Here is a 16,460-nt window from a genome sequence, read left to right as displayed (position 1 = left end):
CATTTTCAGGTTGCAGGCCATGTCCCAGTACGTTTTCACCATGAACCGCGTCGGCAAGATCGTGCCGCCGAAGCGCGAAATCCTTAAGAACATCTCGCTGTCTTTCTTTCCGGGGGCCAAGATTGGCGTGCTCGGGCTCAATGGCGCCGGCAAGTCCACGCTGCTGCGCATCATGGCCGGTGTCGACACCGACATCGAGGGCGAAGCCCGGCCAATGCCCGACCTGAAGATCGGTTACCTGCCGCAGGAGCCGGAGCTGAACACCGAGCACACGGTGCGCGAAGCCGTCGAAGACGGCCTGCGCGAGCCGCTGGACGCGCTGGCCGGCCTGGAGGCCGTCTACGCCGAGTACGCGGAGCCGGATGCCGATTTTGACGAGCTGGCCAAGCGCCAGTCGCGCTACGAGGATGTCATCGCCACCTGGGATGCGCACAACCTGGAAAACCGCCTGGACGTGGCTGCCGACGCGCTGCGCCTGCCGCCCTGGGACGCGAAGATCGACAATCTGTCCGGTGGTGAGCGCCGCCGCGTGGCGCTGTGCCGGCTGCTGCTGTCGCGCCCGGACATGCTGCTGCTGGACGAGCCCACCAACCACCTGGACGCCGAGAGCGTGGGCTGGCTGGAGCAGTTCCTGGTGGACTTTCCCGGCACCGTCGTGGCCATCACCCATGACCGCTATTTCCTCGACAACGCCGCCGGCTGGATCCTGGAACTGGACCGCGGCCACGGCATTCCCTGGGAGGGCAACTACTCGTCCTGGCTGGAGCAGAAAGAGGCTCGCCTGGCTATCGAGGAAAAACAGGAAGCCGCGCGCCGCAAGGCCATGCAGCACGAACTGGAGTGGGTGCGCTCCGGTACCCGTGGCCGCCAGGCCAAGGGCAAGGCGCGCCTGAACCGTTTCGAGGAACTCAGCAGCCAGGAATTCCAGAAGCGCAACGAGACCAACGAAATCTATATTCCGGTGGGCGAGCGCCTGGGCGACAAGGTCATCGAGGTGCGTAATGTCTCCAAGGCCTTCGGCGACAAGCTGCTGTTCGAAGACCTGAACTTCTCCGTGCCGAAAGGCGCGATCGTCGGCGTGATCGGTGGTAACGGCGCCGGTAAGTCGACGCTGTTCCGGATGATCTCCGGCCAGGAAACGCCGGACAGCGGCGAGGTTGACCTGGGCAACACCGTCGACCTGGTCAGTGTGCAGCAGCTGCGCGAGGGCCTGGATGACAGCAAGACCGTGTGGGAAGCCGTCTCCGATGGCCAGGACATCCTTCAGGTTGGCAGCTTCCAGATGCCGTCACGGGCCTATGTCGGCCGCTTCAACTTCAAGGGCTCCGACCAGCAAAAACGGGTGGGTGACCTGTCCGGTGGTGAACGCGGTCGCCTGCAGCTGGCCGTGGCGCTGAAGCAGGGCGGCAACGTGCTGCTGCTCGACGAGCCGTCCAACGACCTTGACGTGGAAACCCTGCGCGCGCTCGAGGAAGCGCTGCTGGCCTACCCGGGTAGCGTGTTGGTGATCAGCCATGACCGCTGGTTCCTGGATCGCGTCGCGACACACATCCTGGCTTTCGAGGGCGATTCGAAGGTGACCTTCTTTCCCGGCAACTACACCGAGTATGAAGAGGACCGCAAGGCGCGCCTGGGCGAGGACGCGGCACCGAAGCGGGTGCGCTACAAGCGCCTGAAGGACTGACCGGGTCACGCGCCGCCGGTGAATCAGCCCCTGGGCCAAGATGGCGTGTTTGTCCTGAGCCGGGACGCGGACGCCTATGTCCGCCTGCTGGCGGACGAGGGCATCGTGGCAGCGGCCGCCACAGACGCGGCCGCGGTCGCCGCACGTTACGCGGGCGAGCCGGTCGTCCTGGGTGATCCGGGCCTGCTGGTCCAGGCCCTGGATGACATGGACGGCGTGCGCTGGGTGCAATCGACCTGGGCCGGTGTGGCGCCGCTGCTGGATGCGGCCTCCGCCGGGCTCACCGTCACCGGCATCAAGGGCGTCTTTGGCCCGCAGATGGCCGAATACGTGCTGGGCTACCTGCTGGCGCACGAACTGGGCGTGATCCAGCGTTTCCAGTGGCAGGCGGAGCAGCGCTGGGTGACGACCCCCACGGGGCGCATCGCCGGCAAGACCATGGGTATCCTGGGCATGGGCTCGATCGGCCGCGTGGTCGCCGGGCGCGCCCAGGCGCTGGGCCTGCGGGTACTGGGCTGCAGCCGCTCCGGTGCCGCGACGGCGCCTTTCACCCGGGTCTTTGCCGTCGAAGACCTGCATGCCTTCCTGGGAGAATGCGACTACCTCGTCACGCTGCTGCCGGACACCCCCGACACTGCTGGCCTGCTGGACGCCGACGCGCTGGCGGCCCTGCCGGCCGGAGCGGTGCTGGTCAATGCCGGCCGTGGCAGCGTGATCGACGAGCAGGCCCTGGTCGCGGCGTTGGGTGACGGCCACATGGGTGGCGCCGTCCTCGACGTCTTTAACCAGGAGCCGCTGCCGCAGGATCATCCGTTCTGGACAACCCCCAACCTGCGCGTGACCGCGCATGTCGCCGCGCTCAGCGAGCCGGCCGATATCGTCGCCGTGTTCTTGGACAATTTCCGCCGGTTCCAGGCCGGAAAACCGCTGCAATACACCGTCGACGCCCGTCGCGGTTACTGAGCGCTCGTTGCATCCGGCGCTGAATCAGGCTTCAATGCCAGCCATGGCATTGTCGCTGCGCAGATTCCTGTTTCCGCTCGCCTGCCTGGCGATGGGCTTGTCGCTGGCGGCAATGTCCCTGTACGCGCACGCCCAGTTACTGCCCAAGGCTTTGCAGGCCAGCGAGCCGGCGGAGCCGGACCCCGCCGCCTGGGAGCCGCCCGCGATCACCGCCATGCCGGCGGACTGGTGGAGCGAGTTCGACGTTGCCGACGAGGATGAGCAGAATCGTCGCATCAACGCTTTCCTGGCCAGCCTGGAAGATCGCATCGACGGCCTGGGCCCCGCCGATCACGATCGGGCGAGCGCGGCACTGGACAACCTGGCCAACCTGGTCCGCCTGCTGAAAGTGACCCGGGCCGGGGAGGCCTCGGCACCTTTCCCGCCGGTGCCCACCCAGGATGCGTATTCGCTGCGGGAAATGCTGGGTTTACGCGCGCAGTCGCGAAACATCGAGCGTGAATTGTCATCCGTCCGGGTCGATATCGAGCAGGCCGATCGGCAGCTCGACTTCCTGCAGTCAAGGCGTGACGAATTGCTGCGGGCGTACCAGTCGCAGCCTGTCGAGTCCCCTGCCAAGGTCCTGATCGGTATTGACCGCATCACCATGCGCGTCGAGTTTGAACTGGTCACGGCCAGGCAGGCGAACCTGGAGGCCAGGGAAAAGGCTCTGGAACAGCGTGACCAGCTGGTTTCCGAGCAACTGGATTTCGCTCGCGCCCATCTTGAAGTGGGTGATGTGACCGCAGAAGAAATCCAGCAACACCTGGATGAAAGCACCGAAGCCGTAGCGGAGGCGGACCGGCAGGTCACGGCCTTGCAGTCCCAATTGCTGGATGTGCTCTCGGCAGACAACATAAATCGCAGCCTTGAACAGTTGCGCCGGCAACAGATCACGCGCGCCGCCGCCGCGTCCGAGCTGGCCCGCCTCGAAGCCGCTCTGGCGCGCAGTGAAGCGAACTGGTACGGGCTTCGTACCGACTCGCTGGACGGCGACCTGGACCTGCGCGGTGCGGCGGCGGATGCGCGGGCGCTGTCGGAGCGCATCCTGCCGCAGCTGGATGTCTGGTCCGAGAATTCGCGCAATACCCTGGTATCTCCGCCGACGGACGACTCCGCCAACGCCGCGGCCAACCAGGATATCGCCCGCACCGTGGCGCGCGAAACGCTGGACCTGGTCGAGGAAATCCGCTCGCGCAACGATGACCTGTTGCTGGTCCAGGGCATCCTGACCCGCGACGTGCTGGCCGGCCAGAGCGGCCTGCGCAAGGCCTGGAGCCGGCTGAAATTCACCATCGGTTCGGCCTGGGACCACGTCATCGCCGCCGCCGACTATCACCTGTTCGATATCGGTGACACGCCGGTGACCCCGGGCGGCATCCTGAAGATGCTGTTTATCATCGCCCTGGCGTGGCTGATTTCCTGGGTCGCGCGCTACCTGATCGCACACGCCGCGGCGGCTGGCGAGCAGTTCTCCGCCAGCCCGGTCGCCTACACGCTGGGCCGGATCCTGCATTACGTCATCATGACGGTCGGCCTGTTCGCGGCGTTTGCGTCCATCGGTTTCGATTTCACCAGTTTCGCGCTGATCGCCGGTGCGCTCTCTGTCGGTATCGGTTTTGGCCTGCAGGCGGTGGTGAACAATTTCGTCTCCGGCCTGATTCTTTTGCTGGAAGGCTCCCTGCGGGTGGGCGACTACATTGAGCTCGATGGTGGCCAGGCCGGTTCCAGCGGGCTGGCCGGCGTGGTCAAGGAGATCAATACCCGCGCCACCGTGGTCAACACTAACGACAGTGTCGACGTGGTGGTGCCGAACTCCGAGCTGGTCACCACCAAGCTCACCAACTGGACCCTGCGCGAGTCGATCGCGCGCATGCGCATACCCTTTGGCGTGGCTTATGGCTCGGACAAGGAGCAGGTGAAGGAAATTGCCATGGCCGCGGCCGAGGATGTCGAGTTTGTGCTAACCAACATGCCGGGCCGGCGGCCGCAACTGCGCCTGTTCAACTTCGGCGACAGCGCGCTGGAATTCCAGATGCTGCTATGGGTCAGCCGGGCCGGTGTACGCCGCCCGCACCGCATCCGCTGCGAATTCCTCTGGGCCCTGGAAACCCGCCTGCGCGAAGCCGGTATCGAGATTCCCTTCCCGCAGCGCGACCTGCACGTGCGCAGTGATTTCCGCCAGCCGCCCGGACCGGTGGCGGCGGCGTCTTTCCAGCCCCTGGAGCCGGACGACGATGTTGGCGGGGAGCCCGCCTGAGCCGGCTCAGGCCGGACGCGCCAGGAACTGCTCCAGTGCCTCCAGCGTTGGCGAGGACTGCGCCCCGGCACGGGTGGTCGCCAGCGCGCCCGCCGTGCAGGCCCGGTTCAGCGCCACGTCTGGTGACTGGCCGCTCCCCAGCCCAAACGCCAGCGCCGCCGTGAACGCGTCGCCGGCGCCGACGGTGTCAATGGCGTCCACACGTGGCGCGTCGCTGCTGGCCACCCAATTGCCATGGCGCATCAGTTCTGCGCCGGACGCGCCGTAGGTCACGGCCAGCCAGCCGTTAAAGTTGTCCAGGTTCGGGCCGATCGCCTCGGCCTCGATCTCGTTCACCACCAGCAGGTCGACATCGGCGAGCAGGGCAGGGGAAACCGGCCGGGCCGGTGCGGCATTGAGGCAGAAGAAGCCCGGGTGCGCGCGGGCCGCGGCCTCCAGTGTGTCCATCGGCACCTCGAGCTGGGCGATGACGACATCGCAGGCCGGCAGCACCAGTCGTTCCGGTGTGAACAGGCGATTGGCGCCCGGCGCCACCACGATCTGGTTCTCGCCGTTGCCATCCACGGCAATCATGGCCGTGCCGGTGGCGGCGCCATCGATGCGCTGGACATGGTCCAGGATCACGCCCTCGCGCGCCAGGCCGGCCAGTGCTTCGTCGGCGGTGCTGTCATTGCCCACGCAGGCCACCAGGCGGACATTTGCGCCCAGGCGGCGGATGGCGATGGCCTGGTTGCCACCCTTGCCGCCGGGGTGGCGATCCAGCGTGGCATCGGTGACGGTTTCACCCGGTCGTGGAAACGCCCTGACGCGGGCCACCAGGTCCAGGTTGACCGAGCCGATGACCGCGACTTCAAGACTCATGGGTGTTCTCCTGTTCGATGGGCAGTGGCGCCCAGGCGTCGACGACCAGCACGTCACGATAGGCATGCCAGCTGGCGTAGGCCAGCCATGGAATCACGATAATAAGGCCAAGCAGGGCCGTGGCCACGCCAACGGCGGTCAGCAACAGCAGTGTCAGGGCCCAGGCGGCGCAGGTCAGCTTGTTGCGCATCACCGCGTTGATGCTCGACAGAACGGCGGTGATCACGTCGACATTGCGGTTGGCCAGCATCGGCAGCGAGAACGCCGAGGCCGCAAACGTAAAGCCGGCGAATACCGCGCCGACGGCCGAGCCGATTGCGAAGAAGCGCAGCACGTCCATCCAGCCCGGGGTCGAATCGGGCGATGCGAAAATATGCACCATCGAGCCTGCCCGGGCCCAGACCAGGAACACGACCAGCAGCAGCAGGCCAAACACCATGGCGTTCTGGACCGGCCGGCGCATGTCCAGCAGCGAGCGCGCCATCGACGGCCAGTTGCCGGCGTCGCGCTGGCGGGCCACCGAGTACAGGCCAAACGCCAGTAACGGGGCGACGAACACGAACCCGGTCAACAAGGTCAGCAACAGTACCCAGCCGCCCAGCGTCCAGCCCAGCCAAGACACCACGGCGCTGATCGCAAACACCAGCATGCCATAGGCCAGGCTCACCCGCGGTACCGCCCGGTAGTCTTGCCAGCCTGCGCGCAACCAGCGGATTGGCATGGCCAGGTTGAGCTTGCGGCACGGTGCGATGACGGTATGGCTATCGGCCGCGATGTCACGTCCAGCCGGGTCCCTGTGCGTATTCACAAATGCGCCTCGTTCTCAATGACTGCAAGAGTATAGTGATAGTATTCTGCCGGCGGTGAAAGTAAGCCCAACACGTTCTGGAGGGGAGCGGGAATGACCTATAACGACAAGGTTGTACGCCAGTTTACGGTGGCAACCATTCTCTGGGGTATCGTCGGCATGCTGGTCGGCGTGCTGATCGCGGCGCAGCTCTGGTTGCCGGTGCTGAACTTCGAGATTCCCTGGCTCACCTACGGTCGCCTGCGGCCACTGCACACCAACGCCGTCATTTTCGCCTTCGGCGGCTCCGCGCTGATCGGCACCTCGCTGCACGTGGTCCAGCGCACCTGCCATGTCCGGCTGATCTCTGACGGGCTGGCGAGTTTCGTGTTCTGGGGCTGGCAACTGATCATTGTCTGCGCGGCCATCACGCTGCCGCTGGGCCTGACCCAGGCCAAGGAGTACGCCGAGCTGGAGTGGTGGATCGACTGGATGATCGTGGTCGTCTGGGTGGCCTACGCGGTACTGTTCTTCGGCACCATCATCAAGCGCCGCGTCAGCCATATCTACGTAGCCAACTGGTTCTACGCCGCCTTCATCATCACCATCGCGCTGCTGCATATCGTCAACAACGTGGCGCTGCCGGTCAGTGCCACCAAGTCCTATTCCATGTACACCGGCGCCGTCGATGCCATGGTGCAGTGGTGGTACGGCCATAACGCGGTGGGCTTTTTCCTGACCGCCGGCTTCCTCGGCATGATGTATTACTACGTGCCCAAGCAGGCCGAGCGCCCGATCTACTCCTACCGCCTCTCGATCGTGCATTTCTGGGCCCTGATCGGCATCTACATGTGGGCCGGCCCGCACCACCTGCATTACACCGCCTTGCCTGACTGGCTTCAGTCGCTGGGCATGGTGTTTTCGCTGATCCTGCTGGCGCCCAGCTGGGGCGGCATGATCAACGGCATCATGACCTTGAATGGCGCCTGGCATAAGCTCCGCGACGACCCGGTGCTGAAGTTCATGATCGTGGCGCTCAGCTTCTACGGCATGTCGACTTTTGAAGGCCCGATGATGTCGATTCGCACTGTCAACGCGCTCAGCCACTACACCGACTGGACCATCGGCCACGTGCATTCCGGCGCGCTGGGCTGGGTGGCGATGATGACCATCGGCAGCCTGTACTGCCTGATTCCGCGCCTGGGCGGCCAGAAGACGATGTACAGCGTGAAGGCGGTGGAAACGCATTTCTGGATATCCACCATTGGCGTGGTCCTTTACATCGCCTCGATGTGGATCGCCGGCGTCATGCAGGGCCTGATGTGGCGAGCCTTTAACGATGACGGTACGCTCACCTACACCTTTATCGAGACCATCGCGGCCACCAAGCCGTACTACGCCATCCGCCTGCTGGGTGGGCTGCTGTTCTTCAGCGGCATGCTGTTGATGGCCTGGAACACGTGGAAAACGATGGCCGGCGCGCCGCCGCTGGAAGAGGAGGCCGCGGAACCGGCCACCTGGGGGGCTGAAGCATGAGTCGCGCCCATAAAAAACTCGAGAAAAACATCAACCTGATGGCGGTGTGGATCGTCGTCGTGGTCAGCCTGGCGGGGCTGGTCGAACTGCTGCCGCTGATCGCCCAGGACCGCTACATCGAACCTTACGAGGGCATCGAACCATACCCGGCGCTGGAACTGGCCGGCCGCGACATCTATATCCGCGAGGGCTGCTACGGCTGTCATTCGCAGATGATCCGTCCGTTCCGCAGCGAGACCGAGCGCTACGGGCCGTACTCGGTGGCCGGCGAATCGGTTTACGACCGGCCATTCCAGTGGGGTTCCAAGCGTACCGGGCCGGACCTGGCGCGTGTGGGTGGCCGCTACAGCGACGAATGGCACTATGTGCACCTGATGAACCCGCGCGACGTGGTGCCACAGTCCAATATGCCGGCCTACCCCTGGCTGGACACGGCCGAACTCGACGGTGCCGAGGTGCAAAAGCACATGCGGGCACTACAACGGCTGGGCGACCCCTATACCGACGACCAGGTCGAGGGTGCACCGGCGGCCGTCGATGGCAAGACCGAAATGGATGCACTGATCGCGTACCTGCAGGGCCTGGGGCACGCAAGGAGCGGACGCTGACATGGATATCAATATCCTCAGGGGCATACTCCTGGTGTTGCTGATCATCGGGTTCGTTGGCCTGTTCGCCTGGGCCTGGAGCCGCGAACGGGTGCCGGAGTTCGAGCAGGCGGCCCGACTGCCGCTGGATGACGACGACGGCCGGATGCCAGCGGTGAAGGAGGACGGGGCATGAACCAGCTGACATCATTCTGGAGCATCTTTGTCATCATCGTGTCGATCGGCAGCATTCTCGCCTGCTGGTGGCTGCTGCACTGGACCAAGGGCATTTCCGATCGTGATGACGATGGCGACATTCACGATACCGGCCATGTCTGGGATCATGACATCCGCGAACTGAACCACCCGCTGCCGCGCTGGTGGCTGCACCTGTTCAATATCACCATCATCTTCGCGCTGGTCTACCTGGTGCTCTACCCGGGCCTGGGTAACCTGTCCGGCCTGCTGGGCTGGACCCAGGTGCAGCGTTACGAGGAGCAGGTCGAGAAGGCCAATGCGGCCACGGCCGAGGTGCTGGCGCGCTACGAGGGCATGACACCGGCCGAGCTGGTCGGCGACCCGCAGGCCATGGAAACGGGGCGACGGCTGTTTGGCAACTACTGCGCCATGTGCCATGGCTCCGACGGTGGCGGTGGCCCGGGCTTCCCCAACCTGGCGGATGATTACTGGCAGTGGGGCGAGGGCTACGACAGCATCCTGACCGCCATCAACCAGGGCCGCCAGGCGGCGATGCCGCCGCTGGGCGCGGCGATGGACTACCCGCAGCTGTTCGCGCTGGCGCAGTACGTGCGCTCGCTGTCCGGGCTCGATCACGAGGCCGCGCAGGCGCAGAAAGGCCAGCAGGACTACGCCATGCTGTGCGTGGCCTGTCACGGCGTGGAAGGTCACGGCATGCCGGCGCTTGGCGCCCCCAGCCTGGTCGATGACGAATGGCTTTACGGCAACAGCGTCGACGACATCGTCTTCAGCGTGCAGCATGGCCGTAACGGCCGCATGCCGGCGCACGAATCGCTGATGAGCGAACCGCAGCGCCGCATCCTGGCGGCTTACGTCCTGGGGCTGTCAGGCAACAGCGACTGAGGCGAATATGGGCGCGGAGCGCAGTGACCAGCGTGTGCCGGGTCGGTGGACCCGGCGCCAGCGGGATATCGGGGTGGCCATCTGGATGGCCTTCCTGGCGGCCTGCGTCGGCACCTTCATGCTGTTTGCCGTCATCGACCCTAATGGTGTCAGCGATGACTGGGTAATCGACTGGCAGCCCGGTGTACACCTGGTCTATGGCATGGCCTTCTTTTTCCTCTTCGCCATCGCGCTGCTGTCCGCGCTGCTGACGGGCTACATGATCCGTACCGGGCCGCGCCGTGGTCACGCTCGCGGCAAGGGTCGTCGCCGGCCGCCGGAAACCCATCACCCCGCTGACGGCAACCCCGACCTTGACGACGAGGACTGGTACTGATGTCCGCGCAGGCCGGCGGGGAGACCCTCTACCGCAAGGAACCCAAGGTCTACCCACGGCACGTGAAGGGGACGTACGCGCGCCTGCGCAAGGTCGCCGTGTTTGTCCTGTTGGGCCTGTACTACCTGTTGCCGTGGCTGAACTGGAACGGTCACCAGTCGGTGCTGTTCGACCTGCCTGCACGGCACTTCTATATCTTCGGGCTGACGTTTTTCCCGCAGGACTTCATCTACCTGGCGTTGCTGCTGATCGCGGCCGGCCTGACGCTGTTTTTCTTCACCGCCCTGGCCGGGCGGCTGTGGTGCGGCTACGCCTGCCCGCAGACGGTGTGGACCGAGACCTTCATGTGGATCGAGCAGTGGACCGAGGGCGACCGCAACAAGCGGATGAAGCTCGACAAGGGCCCCTGGAACAGCGAAAAGATCCTGCGCAAGGGTGGCAAACAGGCGCTTTGGGTGACCTTCGCGCTGTGGACCGGGTTCACGTTTGTCGGCTTCTTCACGCCCATCCGCGAGCTCGGCCAGTCGGTGCTGGCGCTGTCGCTGGGGCCGTGGGAGACGTTCTGGATCCTGTTCTATTCCTTTGCCACCTATGGCAATGCCGGCCTGCTGCGCGAGCAGGTGTGCAAGTACATGTGCCCGTACGCGCGCTTCCAGGGCGCGATGTTCGATCGCGACACGCTGATCATTTCCTACGACGAGGCCCGTGGCGAGCCGCGCGGTGGTCGTCGCAAGGGTGATGACCCGGCGGCGCTGGGGCTGGGCGACTGCATCGGCTGCACGCTGTGCGTCCAGGTCTGCCCCACCGGTATCGACATTCGCGACGGCCTGCAGGTGGAATGCATCGCCTGCGCCGCCTGCGTCGATGTCTGCGACCAGGTCATGGACAAAATGGGCTACGAGCCGGGCCTGATTCGCTACACCACCGAGAACGCGCTGGAAAAGCAGCCGACCCGGGTGCTGCGGCCGCGCATCATCATCTATGGCACGCTGCTGTTCGCCCTGCTCGCCGGTATTGGTATCTCGCTGACGCAGCGCACGCTGTTGCGCGCCGAGCTGATCAACGATCGCAACCAGCTTTACCGCGAACTGGCGGACGGCCAGGTCGAAAACATCTACACCCTCAAGCTGGTGAATGTCGACCACCGCGACCATGCCTACGTGGTGAGTGTGCCCGCGCATGAGGGCGTGCAGGTCGAGGTCGCGCCGACGCCGGTGCTGGGTGCCGAGCAGGTGGGTGAGTACACGCTGACGCTGAGGGCGCCGGCCGGCTTCGGCCGCGGCGCGCAGGATATCGAGATCCGTTTCCAGGCCGAGGATGATGCCGCCATCGACATCACCCGTACCGTTCGCATGATCCTGCCTTTCGACCGATGAACGCATCACGAAACCCGACTGATGACGCGCCACGGCCCTGGTACCGTGAACCCTGGCCATGGGTACTCATTGCCATCCCCCTGCTGACCGTGGTGGCCTGTGGCATCACGCTGTGGCTGGCGCTCGCCAACCCCGAGTACATCGTCGTCAAGGACGAGGAGTACGATCGCATCCGCAGCGAAATGCGGGCGCAGAACGGGGACGATGACTGACACCCAGGCCGCCTGTTTCCATTGCGGCGAGGCCTGTGAAGACGACCGGTTCCAGGTCCGCTGGGAGGGCGAATCGAGGTGCGTTTGCTGCGCCGGTTGCCAGGCGGTGTTTGAGCTGATTCACGCCTCCGGGCACGCGCGCTATTACCGGTTCCGCGAGGGCGAGGGCATCCGTGCACCCGACTCGCCGGAGCGCCTGGCCGCGGACTGGGCCGCGATTGATGCCCGCCCGGCCTACCGTGGCACGCCGATGGGCGACGGCTTCAATACCCTCTTGTTGCAGGTCGAAGGCGTGCACTGCGCGGCCTGTGCCTGGCTGATCCGCAGCCGGCTGGAGCCGCTGGACGGCGTTCGTCGCGCCAGCGTCGATATCGCCAGTGGCTATACCCAGGTGGAATTCGACCCGGAGCGCACGCCGCCCAGCCGCCTGGCGCTGGAACTGGCGCGTTTCGGCTACCGGCCCCACCTGCCTTTGGCCGGGGAAGCCGCGCGCAGTCGCCTGGACGAGCGCCGCCTGGCGATGCGCCGCCTGGGCGTGGCGGGCCTCGGCATGATGCAGGTGATGATGTACGCCGTCGGCCTGTACGCCGGCGACGCGCTGGGCATCGGCGAGACCGCCCGCCGTTTCCTGGAATGGACCAGCCTGGTGGTGACGCTGCCCGTGGTGGCTTACGCCGGCCTGCCGTTTTTCCGCGGCGCGGTGGCGGCCCTGCGCGCCCGGCGCCCGGGCATGGACCTGCCGGTGGCGCTGGCGATCAGCATCGCCTTCGTCGCCAGTACCGTGAACTTCCTTCGCGGGGCGGGGGATGTGTACTTCGACTCCGTCGTCATGTTCATTTTCTTTCTCAGCATCGCGCGCTTTGTGCAGATGAACCAGCGGCACCGCAACGCGCAGGCCGGCGCGGCGCTGGCGCGGCTGATGCCCGAGTGGGCCGAACGGCTTGATAACGGCACTGAGACCCGGGTGCCGGCCGCCGACCTGGTGCCCGGTGACCGGGTCCGGGTTAAACCGGGGCGGGCCTTTCCGGCCGATGGCGTGATCATCGACGGGCGGACGCGCGTGGACGAAGCCATCCTGACCGGCGAGTCACGGCCGGTACTGCGCGAGCGCGGTGACGAGGTGGCCGCCGGGGCAGTGAACCGCGAGCAGTCGGTCATCGTCGAGGTGCGGCGCACCGGCGACGACACGGCCATTTCAACGCTCGGTCGGCGCATGCTGTCGGCGCGGGCCGGGCAGCAGCGCCCGGGCATGGCCGATCGCCTGTCGGGCTACTTTATCGTTGCTGTCCTGGGTACCGCGGTCGCGGCGCTGCTGTACTGGGGCGCCACCGACCCGGCCCGGGCGCTGTCCGCGATGCTGGCGGTATTGGTGGTCAGTTGCCCCTGCGCGCTGGCGCTGGCAACGCCCGCGGCGCTGTCCGCCGCCAGTCGCTCGCTGCTGGCCCGCGGCGTACTGCTGGCCCGGGGCGAGGCGCTGGAGTCGCTGGCGCGCGCTGACACCGTGGTCTTTGACAAGACTGGCACCCTGACCGAGGGACAGCCGGTGCTGTCCCGGGTGCATCTGAACCCCGACCGCGCCACGCCGTCCGTGGACAGGGTCGAGGCCGTCGCGGCGGCGCTGGAGGTCGAATCGGCGCACCCGCTGGCACGGGCGTTCAGCCGTTCGACTGGCGAAATCGTGGCCACCGCGGTAGACCATGCGCCGGGGCGTGGGCTGAGCGGGTACGTCGAAGAGCGGCGATACCGCCTGGGCACAGCGGAGTTCGCCGGCGCGCCCGCGGGCAAGAGCGATGATGGCGCCTGGCTGGCCGACGAAGAGGGCTGGCTGGCGCAGTTCGGGTTTAGTGACCGGCTGCGCGAAGATGCCGGCGCCACGGTCGAAGCCCTGGCGCGCCGGGGCCTGGCCCCGCGCATCCTCTCCGGCGACGGCATCCCGGCCGTGCGCGAGACGGCCGCCGTGCTGGGCATCGAAGACTGGCAGGCGCGGCAGGCACCGGAAGACAAGATTCGCGCGCTGGAGGCGCTGCGCGCCGAGGGGCGGGTCGTGCTCATGGTGGGTGACGGCGTCAACGATGCACCCGTGCTGGCCGCGGCGGACGCATCGATGACGGTTCACGGCGCCGCCGAACTGGCCCAGGGCGCGGCCGACATGGCGCTGGTGGGTGCCGGCCTCGACGGCGTGCGCGTGGCGCACGACACGGCCCTGCGCACCCGCCGAGTTATCCGCCAGAACCTGGCCTGGGCGCTGGCCTACAACCTGCTCGCCGTGCCGCTCGCGTTCAGCGGTTGGTTGCAGCCGTGGATGGCCGCGCTGGGCATGTCACTGAGTTCGTTGCTGGTGGTGGGTAACGCCGCCCGGCTGGCGCGCACATGAGCACCATTTACCTGATGATCCCCCTGGCGCTGGTGCTGGTCGCCGCGGCGGTGTGGGCGCTGGTCTGGGCCATTCGTTCCGGCCAGTTCGATGACCTGGAGTCACAGGGCTGGAGTGTCGTGCTGGACGACGACCGCAAGCCGCCCGCCACGGACGATGCCGCTGCGGACGCCAACCCCGATGATGACATCAACGCCGGTTCAGTCAAAAGCAGTGATAAGCCACGCGGCGGGGGACAGGCGTGAGCGTCGACATCCTGCCACCCCTGGTGGCCGCGCTGCTGGCGGGACTGTTAGGCAGTGGTCACTGTTTCGGCATGTGCGGCGGCATCGCCATGGGCCTGGGTAGCCTGGGCCCCGGCAAGGGACAGGCCTGGCGCAACGCATTGCTGTTTAACCTGGGACGCCTGCTGGCCTACGCCGGCCTGGGTGGCGTGATCGCCGCCACGCTGGGGCAGGGCGGCGAGTGGGCCGGTGTACCGGGCTGGGGGCGTTGGTTGCGGCTGGCCGCCGCCGTGCTGATTGCCGTGCTGGGCCTGCAGATGCTCACCGGCTGGCGCGCCCTGGCGGTCATCGAGCGCGTGGGCGCCGGCCTGTGGAAGAAGGTCGCCCCGCTGGCCGCGCGGACGGCAGCCTGGCCCGGCCCGGCCGGGCGCCTGCTGCTGGGCCTGTGCTGGGGCTTCCTGCCCTGCGGCCTGGTCTACACGGCGTTGCTGATCGCGGCCTCGACCGGGGGGTTCGCCCGCGGGGCCGGCGTCATGGCGGCCTTTGGCCTGGGCACACTGCCGTCCATGCTGGGGATGACCCTGGCCGCGCCGGCGCTGGTGACACTGGGCCGGGACCCCTTCTTCCGGCGGGTCGCCGGTTTCGGCCTGCTGCTGCTGGCGGCCTGGGCCATCGTGCTGGCCTGGCCCGCGGGCGACATGGCGCATCATCATCACTGACACGGTCTTTCAACATTCGCTGTAACCCTTCGACGGTTTTGCGCGTCTAAAGCGCAAACGAGGGAGAACACTGAATGAACATTGCCGATACATCCGGCCAGGATGTGGTGATCAAGAAAGCGCCTCGACGCACGCGGTTGTGGGGCATCGGCGCGCTGTGCCTGGCCCTGGTGCTGGTGTCGTTCTGGGCCGTGCCTGCGGTGCAACGCTGGGCAGGTACCAGTGTCACCGTGCCACTGGACCGCCTGCGCCTGGCGCGGGTGACCGTCGATGACCTGGTCCGCGATGTCTCGGTGCAGGGCCGGGTGGTGGCCGCCGTCCGGCCGTCGCTGTTCGCCCCGGCCGAGGGCACCATCACCCTGGATGTCGATGCCGGCGCCGTGGTCACCGAGAACCAGCTGCTGGCGACACTGGACAGCCCGGAACTGCAGAACCAGTTGCAGCAGGAGCAGGCCAGCCTGGACCGGCAGGCGGTGGAACTCGACCGTCAGCGCATCGATGCCCGCCAGCGCGCGCTGGAAAACCGCAAGAACATCGACCTGGCCAGGGTGGCGCTGACCGCCGCCGAGCGCGAACGCCGCCGCGCGGAGGATGGCTACGCCATCGAGGCCATCTCCCAGCTCGACTACGAAAAGACCAAGGACGACCTGGAAAACGCCCGCCTTGCGCACGAACACGCCGTGGCCGACGCCAAGCTGGACGAAGAGCGGCTGGCGTTTGAGCTGCGCACGCTGGAGCTGGAACTCGACCGCCAGCGGCTGCTGGTCGAAGACCTGCAGCGCCAGGTGGACTCGCTGGCCATCCGCTCGCCGGTCGACGGCATCGTCGGCAACCTGCTGGTCGACCAGAAAGCCAACGTTGCCCGCAACCAGGAAATCATGTCGGTCGTCGACCTGGAGGCCTTCGAGATCGAGGCCCAGGTGCCGGAATCCTACGCCGACGACCTTGGCATCGGCATGGCCGCCGAGGTGCTGGTCATGAACCGCCCCTACACCGCGGCCGTCGTGGCCGTCTCCCCCGAAGTGCTGGATAACCAGGTCACCACCCGGGTGCGCTTCGAAGGCGACATGCCGCCCGGCCTGCGCCAGAACCAGCGCCTGACCACCCGCATCCTGATGGAAGAGCGCCCCGGCGTGCTGACGCTGCCGCGCGGCGCCTTCCTGGACAGCGGTGGTGGCCGCGTGGCCTACGTGCTCAACGACGACGGCACGGCCAGCCGCCGATCCATCCTGGTTGGCGCCCGCAGCCTGGCCGCGGTGGAGATCGCCGAGGGCCTGGCCGAGGGCGAAAACGTCGTCATTTCCAGTATTGATGCCTTTGAAGGCGAAGACACGGTGCGGGTCACCGACTGAACACACAAA

The 16,460-nt window shown here is 66.5% G+C and carries 16 protein-coding genes; 14 read left to right on the top strand and 2 right to left on the bottom strand.

The genetic code is table 11. The annotated features are described in order from the left end of the window. Positions 1 to 19: 19 nt before the first annotated feature. The 3 genes from ettA to F3N42_RS05010 are packed head-to-tail and all read left to right on the top strand — an operon-like array spanning position 20 to position 4,946. The gene (gene ettA / locus F3N42_RS05020; protein ID WP_150863293.1) at positions 20 to 1,684 is read left to right on the top strand and encodes an energy-dependent translational throttle protein EttA; all 1,665 of its coding nucleotides are present in this window, start codon (positions 20 to 22) and stop codon (positions 1,682 to 1,684) included. Positions 1,685 to 1,702: 18 nt separating this feature from the next. Next, positions 1,703 to 2,647: a D-2-hydroxyacid dehydrogenase gene (locus F3N42_RS05015; protein WP_150863292.1), complete on the top strand. Its 945-nt coding sequence runs from the start codon at positions 1,703 to 1,705 to the stop codon at positions 2,645 to 2,647. A gap of 34 nt (positions 2,648 to 2,681) precedes the next feature. Next, a complete protein-coding gene (locus F3N42_RS05010) occupies positions 2,682 to 4,946 on the top strand; it encodes a mechanosensitive ion channel domain-containing protein (protein WP_191621238.1) in 2,265 nt (754 codons plus the stop codon). 6 nt (positions 4,947 to 4,952) lie between these two features. On the opposite strand, the gene F3N42_RS05005 is transcribed toward F3N42_RS05010, so the two are convergent. Next, entirely contained in the window at positions 4,953 to 5,807 is an 855-nt protein-coding gene (locus F3N42_RS05005; RefSeq protein WP_150863290.1) for a ribokinase, read from the bottom strand. Continuing rightward, positions 5,797 to 6,615 carry a DUF2189 domain-containing protein gene (locus F3N42_RS05000; protein WP_150863289.1) on the bottom strand — a complete coding sequence of 273 codons (819 nt, stop codon included), beginning with the start codon at positions 6,613 to 6,615 and terminating at the stop codon, positions 5,797 to 5,799. Before F3N42_RS05000 ends, F3N42_RS05005 begins: the two co-directional genes overlap by 11 nt. Positions 6,616 to 6,708: 93 nt before the next feature. Here F3N42_RS05000 and ccoN point away from each other — a divergent pair, with 93 nt between their 5' ends. The 11 genes from ccoN to F3N42_RS04945 all read left to right on the top strand — a co-directional run bounded on the left by ccoN (position 6,709) and on the right by F3N42_RS04945 (position 16,451). Continuing rightward, positions 6,709 to 8,130 (top strand): cytochrome-c oxidase, cbb3-type subunit I, encoded by a 1,422-nt coding sequence (gene ccoN / locus F3N42_RS04995; protein WP_150863288.1) that lies wholly within the window; start codon positions 6,709 to 6,711, stop codon positions 8,128 to 8,130. After that, positions 8,127 to 8,738 carry a cytochrome-c oxidase, cbb3-type subunit II gene (ccoO, locus tag F3N42_RS04990; protein ID WP_150863287.1) on the top strand — a complete coding sequence of 204 codons (612 nt, stop codon included), beginning with the start codon at positions 8,127 to 8,129 and terminating at the stop codon, positions 8,736 to 8,738. The genes ccoN and ccoO overlap by 4 nt, the downstream gene beginning before the upstream one ends. Before the next feature lies 1 nt (position 8,739). Further along, the gene (locus F3N42_RS04985; protein WP_150863286.1) at positions 8,740 to 8,913 is read left to right on the top strand and encodes a cbb3-type cytochrome oxidase subunit 3; all 174 of its coding nucleotides are present in this window, start codon (positions 8,740 to 8,742) and stop codon (positions 8,911 to 8,913) included. After that, positions 8,910 to 9,818: a cytochrome-c oxidase, cbb3-type subunit III gene (gene ccoP / locus F3N42_RS04980; protein WP_150863285.1), complete on the top strand. Its 909-nt coding sequence runs from the start codon at positions 8,910 to 8,912 to the stop codon at positions 9,816 to 9,818. Before F3N42_RS04985 ends, ccoP begins: the two co-directional genes overlap by 4 nt. A 7-nt stretch (positions 9,819 to 9,825) precedes the next feature. After that, entirely contained in the window at positions 9,826 to 10,194 is a 369-nt protein-coding gene (locus tag F3N42_RS04975) for an ABC transporter permease family protein (RefSeq protein ID WP_150863284.1), read from the top strand. Next, on the top strand, positions 10,194 to 11,570 hold the full coding sequence (gene ccoG / locus F3N42_RS04970) for a cytochrome c oxidase accessory protein CcoG (RefSeq protein ID WP_150863283.1): 1,377 nt from the start codon (positions 10,194 to 10,196) through the stop codon (positions 11,568 to 11,570). The genes F3N42_RS04975 and ccoG overlap by 1 nt, the downstream gene beginning before the upstream one ends. After that, positions 11,567 to 11,782 (top strand): FixH family protein, encoded by a 216-nt coding sequence (locus F3N42_RS04965; protein WP_150863282.1) that lies wholly within the window; start codon positions 11,567 to 11,569, stop codon positions 11,780 to 11,782. The genes ccoG and F3N42_RS04965 overlap by 4 nt, the downstream gene beginning before the upstream one ends. Continuing rightward, complete coding sequence (locus F3N42_RS04960) at positions 11,775 to 14,156, top strand: heavy metal translocating P-type ATPase (RefSeq protein ID WP_150863281.1); 2,382 nt, start codon at positions 11,775 to 11,777, stop codon at positions 14,154 to 14,156. Before F3N42_RS04965 ends, F3N42_RS04960 begins: the two co-directional genes overlap by 8 nt. Further along, on the top strand, positions 14,153 to 14,401 hold the full coding sequence (gene ccoS / locus F3N42_RS04955) for a cbb3-type cytochrome oxidase assembly protein CcoS (protein ID WP_150863280.1): 249 nt from the start codon (positions 14,153 to 14,155) through the stop codon (positions 14,399 to 14,401). Before F3N42_RS04960 ends, ccoS begins: the two co-directional genes overlap by 4 nt. After that, complete coding sequence (locus tag F3N42_RS04950; RefSeq protein WP_150863279.1) at positions 14,398 to 15,099, top strand: sulfite exporter TauE/SafE family protein; 702 nt, start codon at positions 14,398 to 14,400, stop codon at positions 15,097 to 15,099. Before ccoS ends, F3N42_RS04950 begins: the two co-directional genes overlap by 4 nt. A gap of 74 nt (positions 15,100 to 15,173) precedes the next feature. Next, positions 15,174 to 16,451, top strand: a complete 1,278-nt coding sequence (locus F3N42_RS04945) for an efflux RND transporter periplasmic adaptor subunit (protein WP_150863278.1) — start codon at positions 15,174 to 15,176, stop codon at positions 16,449 to 16,451. Positions 16,452 to 16,460 lie beyond the last annotated feature (9 nt).

The sequence above is a fragment of the Marinihelvus fidelis genome (genome assembly GCF_008725655.1).
Classification (GTDB): domain Bacteria; phylum Pseudomonadota; class Gammaproteobacteria; order Xanthomonadales; family SZUA-36; genus Marinihelvus; species Marinihelvus fidelis.
Note: the sequence above shows the minus strand (reverse complement) of the source record. Positions and strands in the feature narration are given on the sequence as shown.